Below are 20,638 nucleotides of genomic sequence, written 5' to 3' on the forward strand. Positions count from 1 at the left end.
ATCGTGTTTTCTTTCAAATGCCAGACACTGATCGTCGTTCGCATCATAAGAGATTTTTTAATATCGGAATGATCTTTGACAACGCGGCGCAGCACCGCCTATTTTTGTGGTGTCGTAAATTCAGGTAATACGATAAGTCGTCGAAACTGCCAGGGGGCGGCGTTCCCGCATCATTCTCCGCCAGCAGTTTGCTGTGTCTGTATCAAGTTCAGTCTCTCGAAGAAGTCCAATCCCCAACCGCCGTCTGCCAACCGTGCAACGCGAGTGGCGGGTATGCCTGCGCGTTTTTCGCCGGCGATGGCGGCCTGTGTGAAGCGGTATCCGACTCAACACAAGGATCGAGGCATGAAACCAGACAGGAGCAGTACCGGCAGCCGCCGCGAGCGTCGCGGCCGGCTGGCCGGGCTAGGCGCATTGACCATCGTGACGCTCGTGCTCGCGGGCTGCGGCGGCGACGATTCGTCGTCCGTCGGCGCGTCGAGCCTCGCGCAGGCCACCGCCAGCCAGCAGGCCAGCGCGCAAGCAGCGGCCGCCAGCCAGTCGCCGGCGGCGAACCAGCCTTACGTCGACCCCGTCGCGTATTCGATGAACGCGACCGACGGCCTCGCGGCCGCGCAGGTCTCGGAGAAGGCGGCGGTGATGCATTACCAGTGGAAATCCGGCGGCACGACGGTCAGCTACACGACGACCACGGGCCACCTGACCGCGCAGGACGCGAACGGCAACGCGGAAGCGTCGATGTCCTACGTCGCGTACACCGCGCCGAGCACGAACGGCAAGCCGCGCCCCGTCACGTTCGTCTACAACGGCGGCCCCGGCTCGTCGTCGATCTGGCTGCGCCTCGGCTCCTTCGCGCCGACGCGCGTCGCCACGCCCGATCCGCTGTTCGGCAACAACTGGCCGAACTATCCGCTCGTCGACAACGCGGACAGCCTGATCGACACGACCGACCTCGTGTTCATCGACCCGCCCGGAACCGGTCTGTCGGAAGCCGTGCTGCCGAACACCAATCAGAAGTACTGGGGTTCGGACGCGGACGTCAACATCATGCGCGACTTCATCCAGCGCTACCTGAACGTCAACAGCCGCGGCACGTCGCCGATCTACCTGTACGGCGAATCGTACGGCACGCCGCGTACCGACATGCTCGCGCTGGCGCTCGAATCGGCCGGCGTGCACCTGACGGGGATCGTGCTGCAATCGTCGATCCTGAACTACTTCGCCGATGCGGTGGAAGCGGTGGCGATCACGCAGTCGACCGAAGGACTGCTGCTCGAGACCGATACCGTGGCCGGCTACCTGCCCGGCTATGCGGCGGTCGCCGCGTACTTCAACCAGGTGTCGCCGGCGCCGGTCAACCCGTATCTGTATGCACTGCAGACCGAGTTGTTCACGACGCTGATCTACAACCAGTTGCAGCAGTACTCGCAGTCGTGGGTGCTGAGCCAGCTCGGCATTCCGGATGCGCTCGGCACGCCGGTGTTCCCGAGCGATGCGACGCTGAAGCTGTGGTCGTTGCCGTCGAGCCTCACGCAGCAGGCGCTGCGCGGCTACTTCAATGCGAATCCGTTCGGCACGAGCCTGCTGCCCGGCACGACGATCGGCCGCTACGACGGACGGGTGTCGTTGCCGAACTCGGATCCGCGGCTGCAAACGGACGGCGATCCGTCGGACATCCTGATCTCGCAGCCGTTCACGAACGCGCTCGCGACGCAGATGCCCGACTACCTCGGCTACACCGCGCCGAACGCGACCTACCTGCCGCTGAACGACAACATCATCCAGGTGTGGGACTTCTCGCATGACGGCCAGCCGATGCCCGACTCGATCCCCGATCTGCTCGGCGCGCTTCAGCTCAATCCGAAGCTCCGGGTGCTCGCGGAGAACGGCCTCCACGACCTGGCGACGCCGTTCTTCAACACCGAGAAGCAGCTCGCGCGGCTGCAGACGGTGAAGGGCCTGAACCCGAAGCTGCAGGTGAATTTCTTCCAGGGCGGGCACATGACGTATCTGGATGACGTGGCCCGTCCGCAGATGAAGCGCGACCTGACGATCTTCTATCAAGGCAAGCGGATTCCGACCGCGCTGACGCTGCGCACACTGCCGCCGCCGTGGCCGGACGAGAATCCGGCCGGCACGCCGACCGGCAGCGTGCCGGGCGCGACGGCCGCGACGACGCTGGCGGCCGCACCGTAACCGACGGACTCCTTGCGAAAAGGAACCCTCAATTCATCCATTGAATGCGAGTGATCATGTCCCTAATCAACTTGATGCGGCGTATGTCTCCGTTGATCGTCCTCGGTGCCGTGATGAGCAGCGCCCATGCACTGCCGCCGCAGGCGGTGGCGCCGGTGAAGCTGCCGCGCGGCGGGCACGGTGTCGACGGTCCGTTCTTTCCTGCGACCCGCGTGGCGCCGGTATTGCCGTCGACCGGCGCGACGCTGCAACAGCAGGCGCAGAAGCGCGTCGACGCCCGGCTCGGCGGCAACACGGTGCTGAGCAACGGCGCGGCGGTGACGAAAGCGCAGGCGCAGAGCAGCGGGCTGGGCTTCGTCGCGAAGCACTTCGACGAGATCGATGCGAAACACACCGGTCGCGTGACGATGAGCGATGTGCGGCAGTTCATCCAGCAGCGGCAGGTGCAGGCGGAGCAGGAACAGCAGCAGGAGTGAAGGTGTAGCGAGGTCGTGCGCAGGGTGAGGGCCGATGCAGGCTGTCTCCCTGCACCGACGGTCTGTTTTGAACCCGCCGCGGCGCACGTTCGGCCGCGGCTTTCTACATGGAGGTTCAATTCATGCGCGGGCAGCGCGAAGCCGCGTCACGCATCGCGTAATCGAGATTCGGCTTCCCGGTGCGCGTAACGCCGCGCCGTCGCGGACGGCAACTCACCGAACATCGCGCGGTAGTCCTGCGCAAAGCTGCTCAGGTGCCAGAAGCCCCACTTCGTCGCGGCCGACGTCACGGACCCGCCGAGCCGCAGCTCGCGACGAACGTGATTCAGCCGGACGGCGCGCAGATACGCGATCGGATTCAGGTTGAGCGTGTCGTTGAACGCGTATTGCGCGGTACGCCGGCTGATGCCGAGCTGCACGCACAGTTCGGCGATCGACAGCGGACACGTCGACGCGTCCTGCAGCCGCTCCTGCACCGCGTTCACGAGCGACCAGTACTTCGTCGGCCGTGTCGCGAGGGCGTCCGCGTCCGGCGCGGGCGTCGTCATCGCTTCGGAAATCGCATACAGCACGGTCCGCTCGAGCAGCTCGATCCGCTCCTGCGTCGTCACGTCGTCGATCGGCGTGCTTTTCGCGGCCGCGGCCATCGTGTGGCGCAGCAGATCGCGCAGGCGGTCCGCGACCTGGGGCGTCATCGGGATCAGCGGCGCGAAGGTGCGCGCGCGCAGCGACGCGGCGAGCGTGCGCATCGCCTCCGTCGACAGCTTGTCGGGCTCGATCTCGACGTTCACGAGCACGTGCCGGTCGGGCGAATAGAACTCGAACACGGGCTGGCTCGAGAACACGTGCAGGCTGTCGCGCCCGCTCTTCTCGCCGCACATGCGCGCATGGCCTTCGAGCTCCAGCGGCACGGCCACCGCGATGCGGTCGGACGGCACCGCGCCCTGCTGCAGGATCACCTTGTCGAGATCCTCGACCAGAAGCCGGATGCCGCCGAGCGACACGATGGACGACGAGCCATGAAATCGGCCGCCCGAGATTTGCGTGTAGTTGAGATCCCAGCCGTCGAAGATTCGCGCCTGCTCCTCCACGTCGGTGAACGCGCAGAACGCCACCGTTCGTGCGAACGGCGGGGCGCCAGAAAAATCGCTCGGATCGGCGGACGGCGTCATCGGAGTCGGGAAGGGGCGGGCCGGATCGATGCATTGTAGCCGCTGCTCGAACCGGTCAAAAACCCCGATGGCCCGATTCCCCGAAGAAACCCTCGCTTGCCGAAATCCGATAGTGAAAAGCCGGCCGGCGCAATACCTTTGGCACGAACGGAACACAACGTATCGCATCGCGCCGGCGCCTGGAGCCTCCCGCTTCGTTGCCGGACGAACCGAACACGGCTGCCGGCGTGGGCCCGGCAGCACACTTCTGGAGAGACGTCGATGGAGCTTCCACGTGGCGGATTCTGGCGAAACTGGGTGGGCAATCAGTCGTGCGTTGCCGCGCACATGGCGTCGCCGACCAGCGAGGCGGAGATCGCCGAGCTGGTGCATGCCGCGACGAGCCAGGGCAAGAACGTCCGATGCTCGGGATCGGGACATTCGTTCACGCCGGTCGTCGCGACGAGCGGCTTACTGCTGTCGCTGAAGGACTACCAGGGCATCGTCGCGATCGACGAGCAACGTAAGCGCGTCACCGTGAAGGCCGGCACGCGGATCAACGCGGTGACGCGTCATCTGAAGGACATCGGCTTCTCGCTCGTCAACCAGGGCGACATCGATTCGCAGGCCATTGCCGGTGCGCTCGCAACCGGCACGCACGGCACGGGGACGACGCTGAGCAACCTGTCGTCGCAGGTCGTCGGGATGCGGATCGTTCGCCCCGACGGCTCGATCATGGAAGTGAGCGACGGGCAGGACCTCGACCTGCTGCATGCGACGCAGGTGAACATCGGCATGTTCGGCGTGGTGTCGGAGCTGACGCTGCAGGTGACCGACGCGTTCTGGCTGCACGACCGCGTGTGGCGCGAGGACTTCGAGGCGCTGATGGAAAAGTACGACGAGCTCGCGGCCACACACCGGCATTTCGGTTTTTTCTGGTGCCCGACGTCCGAAAGCCGCCATCTGTACTGTCTGCCCGATACCGCGAAGGTGTCGAACTCGAAGAAGGACTACGACGTATGCGAAATCAAGGTGATGGACCTCACCGACGAACGCACGTTCTTCGAAGGCGAGCACGAGAAGATCGCGTACAGCGCCGAGGTCTATGCGATTCACTACGTCGCGAACTTCCACGAACTCGAATACGCAGTGCCTGCCGAACACGGCAAGGAAGCGCTGCGCCGCGTGCGCGACCTGATCCTCACGAAGCATCGCGACTGCATCTTCCCGGTCGAGTACCGCTTCACGAAGGGCGATCCGGCGTGGATCAGCCCGTTCAACAATCAGGACAGCGTAACCATCTCGTGCTCGGGCGGGCCGAACGGCGTCGACTACTGGCCGTTCCTGAAGGACGTCGACGACATCCTGCGCGATTACGGGTCGCGTCCGCACTGGGGCAAGCTGCACTTCACGAACCGCGACGACGTGGATCGCTGGTTCCCGAAAGCCGAAGCATTCCGCGAACTGCGCCGCAGCGTGGACCCGGAAGGCCGTTTCCTCAACGATCATCTTCGGACGCTGTTCAGCTGAGCAATCCGAACGAACCAGACTGGAGAACGACGAATGAATGCCAAGATTGACGGGCGCCTGGCCGGCAAGGTCGCCATCGTGAGCGGCGGCGCGGGCGGATGCGGCGCCGCCGCGTCCGAACTGTTCGCCGCGCAGGGCGCGAAGGTGGCGATCGTCGACCGCGACGGCGACGCGGCCGAAACGCTTGCGTCGCGGCTGCGCGATGCAGGCTTGCAGGCGATCGGCCTCGGTGCCGACGTGTCGAGGCAGTCGGACGTGCAGGCGGCGGTCGACGCGGCGCGCGGGCAGTATGGCAATGCGGACATCCTGTTCAATCACGCGGGCACGTTGATCGTCAAACCGTTCCTCGACATCGAGGAGTCGGAATGGGACTGGCTGATGGGCGTGAACGTGAAGAGCATGTTCCTGATGACGAAGGCGGTCCTCCCGCAGATGCTGGAAAAGGGGCGCGGCAGCATCGTCTGCACGTCGTCGATCTCGGCCGTTTGCGCGACGCCCGGCGAGGTGCTGTATGACGCGACCAAGGGCGCGTGCCATATGTTCGCGCGGGCGATCGCCGTCGAGTACCGCGACCGCGGGATCCGCTGCAACGCGCTGGCGCCCGGGTTCATCCGCACGCCGCACGGGATGCGCGAGCTGAGGGATCTGCAGGCGATGGGCGTGGACGCGACCGAAGCGGCCATCGCGGTGCAGCAAGGCCGGCTGTGCGAGCCGTCGGAAGTGGCCGCGGCCGCGCTGTTCCTGGCGTCGGACGAATCGAGTTTCGTCAACGGCACGCACCTGTTCGTCGACAACTGTTTTTCCGCCGTTTAGGCCCCGATATTCGCAGGAGGCCGAAGGGCAGGCACGCGTTCTCCAAGGAGCGGCAGGTTCAGTCGAAGGTTCCGCAGCGATGCGGACCTTCGATTTTTTTTGCCGGGTCGCCGCGCGATGCGTCCTAGCGGATTGTCGTAATCCTTCTATCTGAACCGATTTGCGTCTGCTGGAATGGCAATGCCGAATCACCGTTCAGCCGGCATCGCGGGGCGGCATGGGCGATGACGTCATCGGGCGCCGGTCGGGCGCCCGGCTTCGCGGGTCCGGGCAAGTCCGGCATACCAGGGTCAATCCATCACTTTCTTTTGATCAATCATCATGTTCAATCGCACTACCAGCACCGTCGCCAACGTCGATCCGGAACTCTGGACTGCCATTCAGGACGAGAACCGCCGGCAGGAAGACCACATCGAGCTGATCGCGTCGGAAAACTACACGAGCCCGGCCGTGATGGCTGCACAGGGCTCGCAGCTCACGAACAAGTACGCGGAAGGGTATCCGGGCAAGCGTTACTACGGCGGCTGTGAATACGTCGACGTGGTCGAGCAGCTGGCGATCGACCGCGTGAAGCAGCTGTTCGGCGCGGAAGCCGCGAACGTGCAGCCGAACTCGGGTTCGCAGGCGAACCAGGGTGTGTTCTTCGCGATGCTCAAGCCGGGCGACACGATCATGGGCATGAGCCTCGCGCATGGCGGTCACCTGACGCACGGCTCGCCGGTGAACATGTCGGGCAAGTGGTTCAACGTCGTGAGCTACGGCCTGAACGAAAACGAAGACATCGACTACGACGCCGCCGAGAAACTGGCGAACGAACACAAGCCGAAGCTGATCGTCGCGGGCGCGTCGGCATTCGCGCTGAAGATCGACTTCGAGCGTCTGGCAAAGATCGCGAAGTCGGTCGGCGCGTACCTGATGGTCGACATGGCGCACTACGCGGGCTTGATCGCGGCGGGCGTGTATCCGAACCCGGTGCCGCACGCGGATTTCGTGACGACGACGACGCACAAGAGCCTGCGCGGCCCGCGCGGCGGCGTGATCCTGATGAAGTCGGAATACGAGAAGCAGATCAACTCGGCGATCTTCCCTGGCATCCAGGGCGGCCCGCTGATGCACGTGATCGCGGCGAAGGCGGTGGCGTTCAAGGAAGCGCTGTCGCCGGAGTTCAAGGCCTACCAGGAGAAGGTGGTCGAGAACGCGCGCGTGCTGGCTGAAACGCTGGTCAAGCGCGGGCTGCGGATCGTGTCGGGCCGTACGGAAAGCCACGTGATGCTGGTGGACCTGCGCGCGAAGAACATCACGGGCAAGGCGGCGGAAGCGGCGCTGGGCGCGGCACACATCACGGTGAACAAGAACGCGATCCCGAACGATCCGGAAAAGCCGTTCGTGACGAGCGGGATCCGTCTGGGCTCGCCGGCGATGACGACGCGCGGCTTCGGCGCGGCGGAAGCCGAGACGGTCGGTAACCTGATCGCCGATGTGCTGGAAGCGCCGGAAGACGCGGCGACGATCGAGCGTGTGCGCGGTGTGGTCGCGGAGCTGACCAAGCGTTTCCCGGTCTACGGCTAAGTTGCGGCAATCGGGTTCAACCGCCAACGCGGTTGAACCTCGTCCGCACCGAAGCAACGTAAAAAAATCCGGCTCGCGAATCGCGAGCCGGATTTTTGCGCTGTGCGCGAATCGGTGTCGCGTCACACCGTCGGATCGACGTTCGCCTCGAGTTCGCGAATGCGCTCGTCATTGCGCGTGTCCTTGAGCATCGGCGGCCCGGCGAAGGTCTTGCGCACACCGAAGCCGTACCAGATGACCATCAGCGCCGCCACGAACGCGACGAGCACGTAGAGCACTTTCTCGTTCGGCGGCTGGATGCCGACGTATGCGAGCACGCAGGCGCCCACCAGCGCGAGCAGCGCGCATGGCTTCGACCAGATGCCCAGCTGGAACGGGCCCTTTTCGGTCCACGTGCGGCCTTCGGCGAGCATCCCCGAGCCGAGCGGCATCGCATACGAGATGAACAGGAACACGGCGCTGCCCGCGCTCAACACCGAGAACGCGTCGCCATACAGCGTGACGACGATGGCAAGCACCGCGCACGTCCAGATCGCGGGCCCGGGCGTCCGGTGGTTGTGATTCACGCTGCGCAGCAGTTTCGACGCGGACAGCCCGCCGTCGCGCGCGAACGCGTACATCATGCGCGAGGTCGACATGATCGCCGCGAGCCCGCACACGTAGTTGATGAAGAACATCGCGAGCTCGAGGCACACGCGCAACGTCTTCGGAATCGGCGCGAGGATGGCTTCGAAGAAACCGGTGCCCTGTTTCATCGCGGCGGTCAGGTCCGGCATGACGAGCACGAACGCGCACACCATCACGTAGCCGAACGCCGCGGACCAGAACACCGAGCCGATGATGCCGCGCGGCACGTTCTTCGCCGCGTCGTGCGTTTCTTCGGACGTGTGCGCGGATGCGTCGAAGCCCGTGATCGTGTAGGTCACCAGCAGCAGGCCGGACAGGAACGCGAGTGGCGTGGCCTGTTTCGGCCAGGCACCGCCGTCGACGCCCGTGTAATTGGTGAAGGTGACGAGCCGATGCAGGTCGAACGCGACCGGCGAGTAGGCCAGCAGCGACACGACCAGCGCGATCGTCACGACGAAGATCAGATAGCCGGACAGGTCGGTGATCTTGCTCGCGATCCTGATGCCGCGTGCGTTCAGGACTGCCTGCGAAAGGGTGATGACCGCGATGAACGCGGTCTGATGCCACCATGTCAGGCTGTCCGGACTGACGCCGAACATCGGCGCGATCAGCGTCTTGAAGAACGGATCGTAGGTGCCGAAGTTGATCGCCGCGATCACGAAGATCAGGCCGATCAGGTTGAGCCATGCCGTCATCCACCCCCATTTCTTCCCGCCGAGGATCGCGCCCCAGTGATAGAGGCCGCCGGCGGTCGGAAACGCGGACGCGATCTGCGACATCGACACCGCGACGATCAGCGCGAACAGCGAGCCGAGCGGCCAGCCGAGGCCGATCGATGCGCCGCCGGCCGCGGAAAACGCCAGCTGAAACGCCGTGATGCCGCCCGACAGAATGCAGATCACCGAAAACGACACGGCGAAGTTCGAGAAGCCGTTCATGCGTCTCGACAGTTCCTGCGCGTACCCCATCTTGTGGAGAAGGCTTACGTCACTGTCGGTGCCTGTATCAGGCTGGATTTTCGCATCCATGTTCGCTCCGTCACGAATGTCCTGCGAGGCAGGACCGTCATCGCTGCCCGGGCCCGGCACGGCGGCCCGCTCCTGGAATTCGTCGGTGGCGCGCGATGTCATGCGGTGACGACGGCCGCGTGCCGGTCCGATACGGGAACGGTATGAAGCCAAATCTCGCGGCGATATCGGATTTCGGCAATGCGGTGAAACTCCGGATGCGTGCACCGTTCGGGGGCATCGCATGGCGGGGTGAAACTTTGTAAGAAATCCGTACGGATCGGGGCGTGAGTCGGCCGGGGAATACCCGGGACGGCCTACTCGATTTGCTGCCGGCCGTGTTTCGGTCCGAAGCGCGCGCGGTAGTCGTGCGGCGTTATCCCGACCCGCTTCGCGAACGCACGTTGCAGTGCATCCACGCTGCCGAACCCCGAACGTTGCGCGACCCGTTCGAGCGGCCAGTCTGCCCGCTCCAGCAGCACCTTCGCGCGCTCGACGCGCGCGGCCAGCACGAATTGCGCGGGCGGAAGCCCCGTCTCCTTGAGGAAATTGCGCGCAAACGTCCGCTCGCTCATGTGCAGGCGCGCGGCCAGCGCGGCGACGCCGAGGTCGCCGGTCGGGTCGTCGGCGATCGACGTGAGCAGCGCGCGCATCGGCGGTGTCGCGTTTGCCTGGATGTCGAGGCCGACGCTGAATTGCGCCTGTCCGCCGGGGCGGTGCATGAAGAGCACGAGCTCGCGTGCGACCGCGAGCGCGGTCGGCGCGCCGCAGTCGGCTTCGACGAGCGCGAGACACAGGTCGATGCCTGCCGTCACGCCGGCCGACGTATGAAACGGCGGATCGCTCACGTAGATCGCATCCGGCTCGACCCGCACGTCAGGGCATAGCGCCTGCAGCGTCGCACACTGATTCCAGTGCGTGGTTGCGCGCCTGCCGTCCAGCCATCCGCCCGCGGCGAGCACGAACGCGCCCGTGCAGATGCTCGCGATGCGCCGCGTGTTCGCGATCCGGGTGCGCAGCCACGGCAGCACACCGGCGTTCGACGCCGCGTGTCGCAGCGCCGCTTCGCTGCCGCCCGCGACGACGATCGTGTCGATGCGTTCGGGCAAGGCCGCAAGCGCGGTCGGGCCGGCAAGACGCAGGCCCGCATGCGTGACGATGTCGTGACCATGCTGTGACGCGAGCGTGAGCCGATAGCGCGGGACATGGCCGGGAAGGTGACGGTTCGCGACAGCGAACACTTCCATCGGGCCCGTGATGTCGAGTGACTGGACGCCTTCGAAGCCGACGACGACGATGTCGCGCGCCGAACCGGTTGACTGGGACATGGCGGAAAGTGCGGTGGAGTTGTCCTTGTGACCGCGAGCATGATCCTTGTAATTTTCCGGACATGCAATCGATTGACTCGGGTGGGCGATGCGGGAACGGAACAGAAACGGGGCGGCACGCGTGGCAATGGTGCTGATCGTATGCGCGGTGCTGGGCGCGTGCATGTCGGGGCAGCCCGGGCCGTCGGTCGCGCACGGCGCCCGAACGGTCACGCAAACGCTGACCGTGAACGCACCGAAAGCGGGTCGCACGCGGCCGCTCGTTGCGATCGTCGCGGACAATGCAGGAACGGAGACGACCGATTTCATGGTCCCGTACGCGATTCTGAAGACGTCGGGCGCTGCCGATGTCGTGGCTGTGTCGGTCGACGCCAGCGCGGTCGAACTGATGCCCGCACTGCGGATGCTGGCCGATACGACGTTCGACCGATTCGACGCGGCCGTGCCTTCGGGGGCCGACATCGTGATCGTGCCTGCGCTGCATCGAGCCGACCGGCCAGCCGTGCTGGCATGGCTGCGCAAGCAAGCCGCTGCCGGCGCCACGATGGTGGCGATCTGCGATGGCGCGGCGGTGCTCGCGAACGCCGGGCTGTTGCGGGACCGTATGGCGACCGCGCACTGGTACTCGCGTGCCGGGCTGCGTCGCCGTTTTGCCGATACCGCGTGGCTCGACGATCGACGCTACGTGATGGATGGCAACGTGATGACGACGGCCGGTGTGTCGGCGTCGATTCCCGCGTCGCTTGCGTTGGTGAATGCACTGGCGGGGCCGGTGGTGGCGCGCGAAGCGGCACGCAACATCGGCGCGGAGGGATGGAGCGACGTTCACGACGGCAGCCGGTTCGGTTTGACCGCGCGTGCCGTGGCGACCGCGCTGACGAATCGCGTCGCGTTCTGGCGGCATCGGACGTTCGATCTGCCGGTCGCGAGCGGATTCGATGAACTCTCGGTTGCGCTCAGTGCCGACGCATGGGCGCGGACGTGGCGCAGCGACGTCGTCGCAACGGCGGACGCGCGCGTGATCGAATCGAAGCACGGGCTGCGCCTCCTGACGCAGCCGGCCGATACCGGCCACCCGCGCGTCACGATTCCCGCGGGACGGCGGGGTGACGGTGTGCTGCCCGGTGTGCTCGGAGACGTCGCGGCGCGCTACGGCGACGCGACGTCGGACTGGGTGGCCCTGCAACTCGAGTATGCGCGGTAGCGGCTGCGGCGCTGATGAACCCCCGAAGCAAACAACGCCCGAGCGGAATGATGTTCCGCTCGACGAGCCCGGCGTGTGCCAGCGGAAATGCGCGCAGCCCATCGCGCGCGCCTTCCACCGACTTGCATTCGGCGTTGAGCGCGAACGCGGGCGATGCGTCGTGACGAACGAATTGCGCTCAGACCGTTGCCGTTCGCCGCTCCGTCAGCCGATCCCACAGCATTCCGGCGCGGCTCCCGCTTCCGCAATACGCGAGCACGGGCTTCGGCAGCGCATCGACCAGCGCGCCGAACGCATCGACTTCCGCGTCGCCGATCCGGTCGCGTTCGACCGGCAGATAGCGCGCGTCGAGACCGAGTTCGCGCGCGGCGGCGGCGATTTCCTCGAAGGCCGGCTGATCGGCGCTTTCGCCGTCCGGCCGGTTGCAGATCACCGCGCGAAAGCCCGCATTGCGAATCGCCTTCAGGTCCGCCGGCGTGATCTGTCGCGATGCGGTGAACCCGGTCGCCGTCGCGGCACGGCATTGCTCGAGCGCGCGCGCGAAACACGCGATCGCGAAATCGACGTCCTGCTCCGTCGTGAAGCGGCCGAAGCTGACGCGCACCGTGCGGCCCGCGGCTTCGGCGTCGAGGCCGATCGCGGTCAACACGTGGGACGGCGCGCCGCTCATCGAGTTGCACGCGGAGGTCGACGACACGGCGAGCGCATCGCCGAGCATGAACGGGAAGAAGCCCGGCACGTTCACCGTGAGGCTCAACGTGTGCGGGATGCGGCGTGCCGCCGCCGCGTTGTGCGTGATGCCGCCGAGCGCGAGCAGCGCGTCCTTCAGGCGTGCGCTGAGCGCCGCGATCCGCACGGCTTCGCGCTCGAGTTTTTCGGCGGCCAACTCGCAGGCCGTGCCCATTCCGACGATCTGGTGCGTCGCGAGCGTGCCCGAGCGCAGGCCGCGCTCGTGTCCGCCGCCGTGGATCTGCGGCGCGATGCGGTCGGCGATCTCGCGGCGGACGAACAGCGCGCCGATGCCCTTGGGGCCATACACCTTGTGCGCGGACATCGACAGCAGATCGATGCCGAGCGCGCGCACGTCGATCGGCGTCTTGCCGAGCGCTTGCGCGGCGTCGACGTGCAGCAGCGCGCCGGCCGCATGCACGATGCGCGAGATCGCGCCGATGTCGGTCAGCGTGCCGAGTTCGTTATTGACGAGCATCAGCGACACCAGGCCCGTGTCGGGGCCGATCGCCGCGGCCACGGCGTCGACGGTGATTTCGCCGTCGGCGGTGGGCGACAGGCAGGTCGCGGTCATGCCGCGCTTCGACAGGTTGGCCATCGTGTCGAGGATGGCCTTGTGTTCGAGGCGGCTCGTGATCAGGTGGCGCTTGCCGGTCGCGGTCTCCGCATAGCCTTTCAGCGCGAGGTTGTTCGATTCGGTGGCGCCCGACGTCCAGACGATCTCGTCGGCATCCGCACCGATCAGCGCGGCGACCTGCGCGCGCGCATGCTCGACTTTTTCCTTCGCCAGCCGGCCGGCGGCGTGCGAGCTCGACGCGGGATTGCCGAAGATGCCGTCGGCACCGAGGCAGGCCGTCATCGCTTCGATCACGCGGGGATCCGCGGGGGTGGTGGCCGCGTAGTCGAGGTAGTGCAGCGGGGTGGTGTCGCTCATGTCCTTCTCTGGCTCGTTCTTTTCGTAACGGGAGAAATGATACGAGGAGGAGCGGGGAAAAAGGATCCAAAAACGGTTGGATGTTCGCCAATTTGAAGAAAAATATTCCATCGAGGCCGATCTGGATGGAATCGGATCCTGCCGCCGCCTGGCGGCACCCGGCAACGATCCGCCGATGTCCATGAGGGATTCCCCCGGTGACGCACGCGTCCGGGCCATTTCGCCGGTGCGCGCCGCGCGTTCCGCGCTGTCCGCTGACGCCTCCCGCAGCGATCCGCCGATTATTTGCGTTTCGCGAATGGCGCGTTCGCCGGTTGTTCCATACCCGATCTGCGTGCGCGCACCTATCGTTCGGGCGTCGGCTGATTGAATTCGACGCCTGCAACCGGACAGGCGGCCGCCACTTCCTCGCGACTCACGTCGCATCGCACACACAAGACAACGGACCCGGCTCATGCACGGACGCCCCCGGCGCGTGCAGGCGGACCGGTCCACGGAGACGGACATGAAAGCAAACGAGTGGGATACCTCCTATGAGTGGAAGGCGGTGACGCTGCTGGCGCTCGGTTTCGGGCTGGTCGGCCTGGACCGCTGGCTCATCGCGCCGCTGTTCCCTTCGATCATGAAGGATCTGCACCTGACCGCGCAGGACGTCGGCAACTGCATCGGCGTGCTCGGCCTGTCGTGGGGCATCTTCGCGGCGCTGATGGGCGGCATTTCCGACAAGATCGGCCGCCGCAAGGTCCTGATCCCGGCGATCATCGCGTTCTCGCTGCTGTCCGGCTTCTCGGGGCTCGCGGGCGGGCTGCTCGGCCTGATCGCGATCCGCGGGCTGATGGGCGTCGCCGAAGGCTCGTTCTGCCCGACCAGCTTTGCGGCCACCGCCGACGCGTCGCATCCGCGGCGGCGCGGCCTGAACCTCGGGCTGCAGCAAAGCGGCTTCGCGCTGTTCGGGCTCGCGCTGTCGCCGATCATCGCGACGCAGCTGCTCAACGTCGTGTCGTGGCGCTGGGTGTTCGCGCTCGTGGCGATTCCCGGGCTGATCCTCGGCGCGATCATGTTCTTCGTGATCCGCGAACCGAAGCGCGCGAAGGAGGTGGTGACGGAGCACGCGCCGGCGTCGCTCGGCCATGTGCTGAAGAGCCGCAACATCCTCGTCGCGATGGCCGCGCTGTGCTGCGCGATGACCGGCGTGTTCGTGCTCGGCGCGCTGTTGCCGCTGTACCTGACGGATTACCTTGCGCTCGGCACGCAGAAGATGGGCCTCGTGGTGTCGGCGATCGGCTTCGGCGGCTTTCTCGGGCAGTTCGGGCTGCCGGGCCTGTCCGACCTGGTGGGCCGGCGCCTCGCGAGCATCGTCGGTTTCGCCGGCACGGCGGTGATGCTCTACGTTTTCCGCGGGCTGGGCCCGCAGCCGCTCGTGCTGTTCGCGGTGCTGTTCGTCGCGTCGTTCTTCACGCTCGGGCTGGTGTCGCTGCTCTCGGGCCCGGTGGCGACCGAAGCCGCGCCCGTCGGCCTCGTGTCGACGTCGATCGGCGTGGTGGTCGGTTGCGGCGAGATCTTCGGCGGCGGCATCGCACCGGCGATGGGCGGCTACGTTGCCGCACACTTCGGGATCCAGAACATTCTGTGGCTGCCGATGGGCGCAGTGCTGCTCGGCATCGTGGTCAGCTTGCTGCTGCGGGAAACCGCGCCGGCCGTGCTGCAGCGTCGCGTGGGCTTGCAGCCGGAGCTGTCGGCGGGCAAGCAGCCGTAACGTACCGCGCGGTGTTACCCGCGCCCGGTGCGCCGGCGAGATTGACACCCGCCCGGTGACAGTGTGACGCGTTCGGCTTGACCCAAACGGCCGGCCGGTGCGGTTAGACTGCCGGTTTCGCTTTCGGAAAGGGCGCAGCATGGACCGGTTTCTGAGCATCGAGGCGTTCGTCAGGGTCGCGGAGGCGAGCAGTTTCGCGGAAGCGGCGCGACAGCTTGGGGTCACCAGTTCGGTCGTGACGAACCGCATCCAGCAGCTGGAGAAGTTCGTCAACGCACCGCTGTTCCATCGCAGCACGCGCCACGTGCGCCTGTCCGAAGTGGGCGAGACCTTCTACCGCGAATGCGCCGAGGTGGTCGGGCGCGTCAACGAGCTGACCGACCAGATGCGCGAACTGCGCGCGACGCCGACCGGACGGCTGCGTATCCAGATGCTGCCCGGTTTCGCGCTCGATCACTTCGGCGTGCCGCTCGCCGAGTTCAATCGCCGCTACCCGGGCATTCAGCTCGACATCATCGTCAATGACCGTGTCGTGGACCCCGTCGAAGAAGGGTTCGACATCGCGTTCCAGATCTTCCCGCCGATATCCGAGTCGCTGATCGAGCGGCGACTGTTCGTGGTCCGACGCCTCTTCTGCGCGGCGCCGGCCTACCTCGAAGCGCATGGTGCGCCACAACATCCCCGCGAATTGCTGCAGCACACCACGGCGCTGTATTCCGGCTATCCGTCGCGCAATCGCTGGACCCTGACGCGCGGCGACGAAGTCGTCGAAATGGAGTTGCCCGGCATGATCCGCTCGAACTCCGTGCACCTGCTGCGCGAGTATGCGCTGACGGGCGGCGGTGTCGTGTGCCTGCCCACGCTGGTTGCGAGCGACGCGCTCGTCGCGGGCCGGCTGGTGCCCATCCTCACCGATTTCCAGATCGCGCCGCTGAGCTTCGCCGCCGTTTATCCCGCAACGCAACGACAAGCGTTGAAGGTGAAGGCGCTGGTCGAATTCCTCGTCGAATACATCGGCGACGAGTCGCCGTGGGACCGTCCGCTGCTCGAGCGCGGCTGGGTTCGCTGAACGAAGCGATTATTCGGGAATCGCAAATGCCGTAGTCGCGGTCCGTTGCCTTGTTGAGGGGCGCCCTTGCCCCTAGAGTTGAATCCAACAAGCGGTTCAACTCAGGAGACAGCAATGACCGACACGGCATTCCACACCGTCTTTGGCTCGCTCGACAGCCACGCCAAGGGCGAGATCGAAATCACCAGCGGCAGCGCAAAACACTACGCCTTCTCGAACGTCTTCGAGATCGCATCGAAGTCGGCTCCTTACGAAAAGGTCGTCGCCGGCAAGAACCTCGAATACGTGATCGAAGTGCTGCGGACCGAAGGCCAGTCGCCATGGTTCGCGTGCGCGCACGACGAGTTCGCGATTCAGATGGATGGCGAAGTCCGCATCGAATTCATCAAGCTCGACAACCCGCCGACCATCGGCCGCGGCACCGTGAGCGCCGGCACGCAGCCGGCGGGCCGCGAGATGGGCTACGTCGTCCTGCGCAAGGGGCATCAGGCGCTGCTGCCGGCCGGCTGCGCGTATCGCTTCGCCGCCGGCAAGCCGGGCGTCGCGCTCGTGCAGACCGTGCTCGGCGAGCTGTCCGTCGAGAAGTGGGCCGACATCTGCCTGCACTGACACATCCGACTGCCCCGTTCAAATATTCCAGGAGACACGTTATGGCCACCCTCGAGACCTTTGACCTTTCCGCCGGCTTCGCCGCCGATCTGGTGCAGGCCACGGAAGCCGATGCCGTCACCGGCTACCGCCGCTTCCAGCTCGGCGAGTTCGCGTTCCAGCGCGACGAATACTTCGTGAAAATCAGCTGGCCGGCGAAAGGCCGGACGCGCACGCATGCGATGCCCGCGGACGCGTTCCTGCGCGCGATGATGCGCGACGTTGCGTGGGGCTTCTTCTACGGCTGGGTGAACTTCGATCACGTGTTCGGCACGCGCAATCACTACGGCAAGGTCGACGTCTACGCGGGCACGTTCAATGGGATCCTGAAGGAAGCCGGCGTCGACTACACCGAGACGTTCGAAACGCCGACGATCATGGCGACCTTCAAGGCCATGCTGCACGACTGGACCAACGAAGGCTTCGATCCGTTCGCCGCGCCCGAGGAAACCGGCACGGCGTTCGGGCGCAAGCACGGCGAGAACGGCGCGGCGATCGAACGCACGCGCATCGCGACGCGCCGCATGCCGGGCCTCGAAGGCGACTCGCCGCTGCGCGACGAACTGCCGGTCAACCGCGCGTTCCTCGACGTCGGCCAGGACGAGCCGGAAGTGCACGTGAAGCCGGGCTTCGAAGGCGAACTGCACGCGTTCAACCTGTTCAAGTACCTGTCGCGTTCGGACGTGACGTGGAATCCGTCGGTCACGTCCGTGTGCGGGCGCAGCCTGTTCTGCCCGACCACCGAGGAATTCATCCTGCCGGTGTTCCACGGCAACGACCGCGTCGAATGGTTCCTGCAACTGTCCGACGAAATCGTGTGGGACATCGGCGACAAGAACACCGGCGCGCCGCGCGCGCGCATCACGATGCGGGCCGGCGACATCTGCGCGATGCCGGCTGACATCCGGCACCAGGGCTACTCGACGAAGCGCTCGATGCTGCTGGTCTGGGAAAACGCGACGCCGGACCTGCCGCAGCGATATGAGAGTGGCGAGCTGGCGCCGTATCCGATCGCGTTCTAAGCAGCACTTCAGCAATAAATCGAGGACGATTCATGCAAACCCAACTCTTCATCGACGGGCGCTTCGTCGATGCCGTCGAGCGTGGCACCATCGACGTGCTCAATCCGCACGACGGCTCGCTGATCACGAAGATCGCCGCGGCCACATCGGCGGACGTGGACCTGGCGGTCGAAGCCGCCACCCGCGCGTTCCCGAAGTGGTCGGCCATGGCGGCGGCCGAACGCGGCCGGTTGCTGCTGCGCCTTGCCGACGCGATCGAAGCCAACGCCGAGGAGCTCGCGCAACTGGAATCGCTGGACACCGGTCATCCGATTCGCGATTCGCGCGCGCTCGACGTGCCGCGCACGGCAGCATGCTTCCGTTACTTCGGCGGCATGGCCGACAAGCTGCAGGGCTCGGTGATTCCCGTCGAAGCCGGCTTCCTGAACTATGTGCAGCGCGCGCCGATCGGCGTCGTCGGCCAGATCGTGCCGTGGAATTTCCCGCTGATGTTCACGAGCTGGAAGATGGGCCCGGCGCTGGCGGCCGGCAACACGGTCGTGCTCAAGCCGTCGGAGATCACGCCGCTGTCGACGCTGCGCATCGTCGAGCTGATGGCCGAGGTCGGGTTCCCCGCGGGCGTCGTCAATATCGTCCCCGGCTACGGTCATACGGCAGGCCAGCGGCTCGCCGAACATCCCGGTGTCGGGAAGATCGCGTTCACCGGTTCGACGGCGACGGGCCGCCGGATCGTCGCGGCCTCGCAGGGCAACCTGAAGCGCGTGCAGCTGGAACTGGGCGGCAAGGGCGCGAACATCGTGTTCGACGATGCGAACCTCGATGCCGCCATCAACGGCGCCGCGTGGGCGATCTTTCACAACCAGGGGCAGGCGTGCATCGCGGGTTCGCGTCTCGTGCTGCATGAACGCATCGCCGACGCATTCCTCGAGCGCTTCGTGTCGCTGGCTTCGTCGATCCGCGTCGGCAACCCGCTGGACCCGGACACCGAGATGGGCCCGCTGACGTCGAAGCAGCACCTCGATCGCGTGCTGTCGTTCGTCGATGTCGCGCGCGAGCAGGGCGGCCGCGTGCTCGCGGGCGGCAGCGCGCCGCAGGATGCCGCGCTCGCCGACGGCTACTACGTGCGCCCGACCGTCATCGAAGCGAAGAGCGCCGCCGATCGCGTCGCGCAGGAGGAAGTGTTCGGCCCGTTCGTCACCGTGCTGCGCTTCGGCAGCGACGCGGAAGCGCTGTCGATCGCCAACGCGACCGAATACGGGCTCGGCAGCGGCCTGTGGACCAACGATCTGTCCCGCGCGCACAAGATGGCGTCGCGGATCGACGCGGGCATGTGCTGGATCAACTGCTACAAGCGCGTGAATCCGGGCAGCCCGTTCGGCGGCGTCGGCAAGTCGGGCTACGGCCGCGAGATGGGCTTCGAGGCGATGCACGACTACACGGAAGCGCGCTCGGTGTGGGTCAATGTCGACGGCAAGGTGCCGCCGCACTTCAAGCGTTGAGGCTGAAATGGAGCGCTTCGTCTATCAGGGAACGCCGTCCCGCGTCGTGTTCGAATGGGGCGCGCTCGAACGGCTGCCGGAGGAGCTGTCCGCGCTCGGCGCGCAGCGGGCGCTGATTCTGTCGACGCCGGAACAGCAGCCGCTCGCCGAACGGGTCAGGCGCGTGCTCGGCGCGCGCGCGGCCGGCGTATGCGCGCAGGCCGTGATGCATGTGCCGATCGAAGTCGCGCGTGCCGCGCGCGAGATGGCGGCCGAGCTGGGCGCGGACTGCTGCATCGCGATCGGCGGCGGCTCGACGATCGGGCTCGGCAAGGCGATCGCACTCGAGTCGTCGCTGCCGATCCTCGCCGTGCCGACGACTTACGCGGGCTCGGAAATGACGCCGATCTTCGGGCTCACGGAAGGCCGGCTGAAGCGTACCGGGCGCGACGCGCGCGTGCTGCCGCGAACCGTGCTCTACGACCCGTCCCTGACGCTGTCGCTGCCGCCGGGGATTTCGGCGGCGTCGGGCGTCAATGCGATGGCGCACGCGGTCGAAGCGCTCTACGCGGAAGATGCGAACCCGGTGATCAGCCTGATGGCCGAGGAGTCGATTCGTGCGCTCGGCGAGGCGCTGCCGTCGATCGTTCGCACACCAGACGACCGCGAGATGCGTAGCCGCGCGTTGTATGGCGCATGGCTTGCCGGCACGTGTCTCGGCTCGGTCGGCATGGCGTTGCACCACAAGCTGTGTCATACGCTCGGCGGCACCTTCAACCTGCCGCATGCGCAGACGCACGCCGCGATGTTGCCGCATACCGCGCACTACAACCATGCCGCGGCGCCCGACGCGCTGCGCCGTGTCGCGCGTGCGCTGGGCGGCACCGATGCGGCCGACGCCGGCCCGCTGTTGTTCCGGCTGAATCGGCAACTGGGCCTGTCGCCGGCGCTTGCCGACATCGGGATGCCGGAAGCGGGCCTCGACGAAGCCGCCGACCTCGCCTGCCGGAATCCGTATGCGAATCCGCGGCCGATCGAACGTGCGCCGATTCGCGAATTGCTTCAGCATGCGTGGGAAGGGCGCGAGCCGCATTGAGCGGC

General features: G+C 66.3%; 16 protein-coding genes. 12 read left to right on the forward strand and 4 right to left on the reverse strand.

From position 1 onward, the window contains the following. The first annotated feature begins 345 nt into the window (after positions 1-345). Both WS87_RS18550 and WS87_RS18555 read left to right on the forward strand, forming a co-directional pair. Complete coding sequence (locus WS87_RS18550) at positions 346-2,196, forward strand: S10 family serine carboxypeptidase-like protein (RefSeq protein WP_059818395.1); 1,851 nt, start codon at positions 346-348, stop codon at positions 2,194-2,196. A gap of 44 nt (positions 2,197-2,240) precedes the next feature. After that, on the forward strand, positions 2,241-2,672 hold the full coding sequence (locus WS87_RS18555; RefSeq protein WP_059818394.1) for a hypothetical protein: 432 nt from the start codon (positions 2,241-2,243) through the stop codon (positions 2,670-2,672). Positions 2,673-2,818: 146 nt separating this feature from the next. On the opposite strand, the gene WS87_RS18560 is transcribed toward WS87_RS18555, so the two are convergent. After that, a complete protein-coding gene (locus WS87_RS18560; RefSeq protein ID WP_059818393.1) occupies positions 2,819-3,844 on the reverse strand; it encodes a helix-turn-helix domain-containing protein in 1,026 nt (341 codons plus the stop codon). A gap of 261 nt (positions 3,845-4,105) precedes the next feature. Here WS87_RS18560 and WS87_RS18565 point away from each other — a divergent pair, with 261 nt between their 5' ends. The 3 genes from WS87_RS18565 (at position 4,106) to glyA (ending at position 7,735) form a co-directional block, all read left to right on the forward strand. Continuing rightward, positions 4,106-5,353 carry a D-arabinono-1,4-lactone oxidase gene (locus tag WS87_RS18565; protein ID WP_059818392.1) on the forward strand — a complete coding sequence of 416 codons (1,248 nt, stop codon included), beginning with the start codon at positions 4,106-4,108 and terminating at the stop codon, positions 5,351-5,353. A gap of 33 nt (positions 5,354-5,386) precedes the next feature. Further along, entirely contained in the window at positions 5,387-6,166 is a 780-nt protein-coding gene (locus WS87_RS18570) for an SDR family NAD(P)-dependent oxidoreductase (protein ID WP_059818391.1), read from the forward strand. 321 nt (positions 6,167-6,487) lie between these two features. Continuing rightward, positions 6,488-7,735, forward strand: coding sequence for a serine hydroxymethyltransferase (gene glyA, locus WS87_RS18575; protein ID WP_107938176.1), 1,248 nt, complete (start codon positions 6,488-6,490; stop codon positions 7,733-7,735). A 122-nt stretch (positions 7,736-7,857) separates the two neighbouring features. Here glyA and WS87_RS18580 read toward each other — a convergent pair whose 3' ends face one another. Both WS87_RS18580 and WS87_RS18585 read right to left on the reverse strand, forming a co-directional pair. Further along, a complete protein-coding gene (locus tag WS87_RS18580; RefSeq protein ID WP_059819741.1) occupies positions 7,858-9,390 on the reverse strand; it encodes an amino acid permease in 1,533 nt (510 codons plus the stop codon). A 296-nt stretch (positions 9,391-9,686) separates the two neighbouring features. Beyond that, a complete protein-coding gene (locus WS87_RS18585) occupies positions 9,687-10,697 on the reverse strand; it encodes a GlxA family transcriptional regulator (protein ID WP_059819737.1) in 1,011 nt (336 codons plus the stop codon). Between the two features lie 88 nt (positions 10,698-10,785). Here WS87_RS18585 and WS87_RS18590 point away from each other — a divergent pair, with 88 nt between their 5' ends. Next, positions 10,786-11,901: a DJ-1/PfpI family protein gene (locus WS87_RS18590; protein WP_059819736.1), complete on the forward strand. Its 1,116-nt coding sequence runs from the start codon at positions 10,786-10,788 to the stop codon at positions 11,899-11,901. Between the two features lie 178 nt (positions 11,902-12,079). Here WS87_RS18590 and WS87_RS18595 read toward each other — a convergent pair whose 3' ends face one another. After that, entirely contained in the window at positions 12,080-13,564 is a 1,485-nt protein-coding gene (locus WS87_RS18595) for an aminotransferase class V-fold PLP-dependent enzyme (RefSeq protein ID WP_059819735.1), read from the reverse strand. A gap of 505 nt (positions 13,565-14,069) precedes the next feature. Between WS87_RS18595 and WS87_RS18600 the strand changes: the two genes are divergently transcribed. From WS87_RS18600 to WS87_RS18625, 6 genes are all read left to right on the forward strand, one after another. Continuing rightward, positions 14,070-15,320 (forward strand): MFS transporter, encoded by a 1,251-nt coding sequence (locus WS87_RS18600; protein ID WP_059690417.1) that lies wholly within the window; start codon positions 14,070-14,072, stop codon positions 15,318-15,320. A 139-nt stretch (positions 15,321-15,459) separates the two neighbouring features. Continuing rightward, positions 15,460-16,389 carry a LysR family transcriptional regulator gene (locus WS87_RS18605; RefSeq protein WP_059532357.1) on the forward strand — a complete coding sequence of 310 codons (930 nt, stop codon included), beginning with the start codon at positions 15,460-15,462 and terminating at the stop codon, positions 16,387-16,389. Between the two features lie 114 nt (positions 16,390-16,503). Further along, complete coding sequence (locus WS87_RS18610) at positions 16,504-16,998, forward strand: hypothetical protein (protein ID WP_059819734.1); 495 nt, start codon at positions 16,504-16,506, stop codon at positions 16,996-16,998. 41 nt (positions 16,999-17,039) lie between these two features. Continuing rightward, positions 17,040-18,059, forward strand: a complete 1,020-nt coding sequence (locus WS87_RS18615) for a hypothetical protein (RefSeq protein WP_059819733.1) — start codon at positions 17,040-17,042, stop codon at positions 18,057-18,059. Between the two features lie 32 nt (positions 18,060-18,091). After that, positions 18,092-19,558 carry an aldehyde dehydrogenase family protein gene (locus WS87_RS18620; RefSeq protein ID WP_059819732.1) on the forward strand — a complete coding sequence of 489 codons (1,467 nt, stop codon included), beginning with the start codon at positions 18,092-18,094 and terminating at the stop codon, positions 19,556-19,558. Between the two features lie 7 nt (positions 19,559-19,565). Continuing rightward, a complete protein-coding gene (locus WS87_RS18625) occupies positions 19,566-20,633 on the forward strand; it encodes a maleylacetate reductase (RefSeq protein WP_059819731.1) in 1,068 nt (355 codons plus the stop codon). The last annotated feature ends 5 nt before the right edge of the window (positions 20,634-20,638 follow it).

Source organism: Burkholderia sp. MSMB0856 (assembly GCF_001524645.2).
In the GTDB taxonomy this organism is placed as follows: domain Bacteria; phylum Pseudomonadota; class Gammaproteobacteria; order Burkholderiales; family Burkholderiaceae; genus Burkholderia; species Burkholderia diffusa.

What these genes read in the sequence shown, in the direction of transcription:
- WS87_RS18550 (WP_059818395.1), top strand. Translation starts at nt 346, where the DNA reads ATGAAACCAGACAGGAGCAGTACCGGCAGCCGCCGCGAGCGTCGCGGC.
- WS87_RS18555 (WP_059818394.1), top strand. Translation starts at nt 2,241, where the DNA reads ATGCGAGTGATCATGTCCCTAATCAACTTGATGCGGCGTATGTCTCCG.
- WS87_RS18560 (WP_059818393.1), bottom strand. Translation starts at nt 3,844, where the DNA reads ATGACGCCGTCCGCCGATCCGAGCGATTTTTCTGGCGCCCCGCCGTTC.
- WS87_RS18565 (WP_059818392.1), top strand. Translation starts at nt 4,106, where the DNA reads ATGGAGCTTCCACGTGGCGGATTCTGGCGAAACTGGGTGGGCAATCAG.
- WS87_RS18570 (WP_059818391.1), top strand. Translation starts at nt 5,387, where the DNA reads ATGAATGCCAAGATTGACGGGCGCCTGGCCGGCAAGGTCGCCATCGTG.
- glyA (WP_107938176.1), top strand. Translation starts at nt 6,488, where the DNA reads ATGTTCAATCGCACTACCAGCACCGTCGCCAACGTCGATCCGGAACTC.
- WS87_RS18580 (WP_059819741.1), bottom strand. Translation starts at nt 9,390, where the DNA reads ATGGATGCGAAAATCCAGCCTGATACAGGCACCGACAGTGACGTAAGC.
- WS87_RS18585 (WP_059819737.1), bottom strand. Translation starts at nt 10,697, where the DNA reads ATGTCCCAGTCAACCGGTTCGGCGCGCGACATCGTCGTCGTCGGCTTC.
- WS87_RS18590 (WP_059819736.1), top strand. Translation starts at nt 10,786, where the DNA reads ATGCGGGAACGGAACAGAAACGGGGCGGCACGCGTGGCAATGGTGCTG.
- WS87_RS18595 (WP_059819735.1), bottom strand. Translation starts at nt 13,564, where the DNA reads ATGAGCGACACCACCCCGCTGCACTACCTCGACTACGCGGCCACCACC.
- WS87_RS18600 (WP_059690417.1), top strand. Translation starts at nt 14,070, where the DNA reads ATGAAAGCAAACGAGTGGGATACCTCCTATGAGTGGAAGGCGGTGACG.
- WS87_RS18605 (WP_059532357.1), top strand. Translation starts at nt 15,460, where the DNA reads ATGGACCGGTTTCTGAGCATCGAGGCGTTCGTCAGGGTCGCGGAGGCG.
- WS87_RS18610 (WP_059819734.1), top strand. Translation starts at nt 16,504, where the DNA reads ATGACCGACACGGCATTCCACACCGTCTTTGGCTCGCTCGACAGCCAC.
- WS87_RS18615 (WP_059819733.1), top strand. Translation starts at nt 17,040, where the DNA reads ATGGCCACCCTCGAGACCTTTGACCTTTCCGCCGGCTTCGCCGCCGAT.
- WS87_RS18620 (WP_059819732.1), top strand. Translation starts at nt 18,092, where the DNA reads ATGCAAACCCAACTCTTCATCGACGGGCGCTTCGTCGATGCCGTCGAG.
- WS87_RS18625 (WP_059819731.1), top strand. Translation starts at nt 19,566, where the DNA reads ATGGAGCGCTTCGTCTATCAGGGAACGCCGTCCCGCGTCGTGTTCGAA.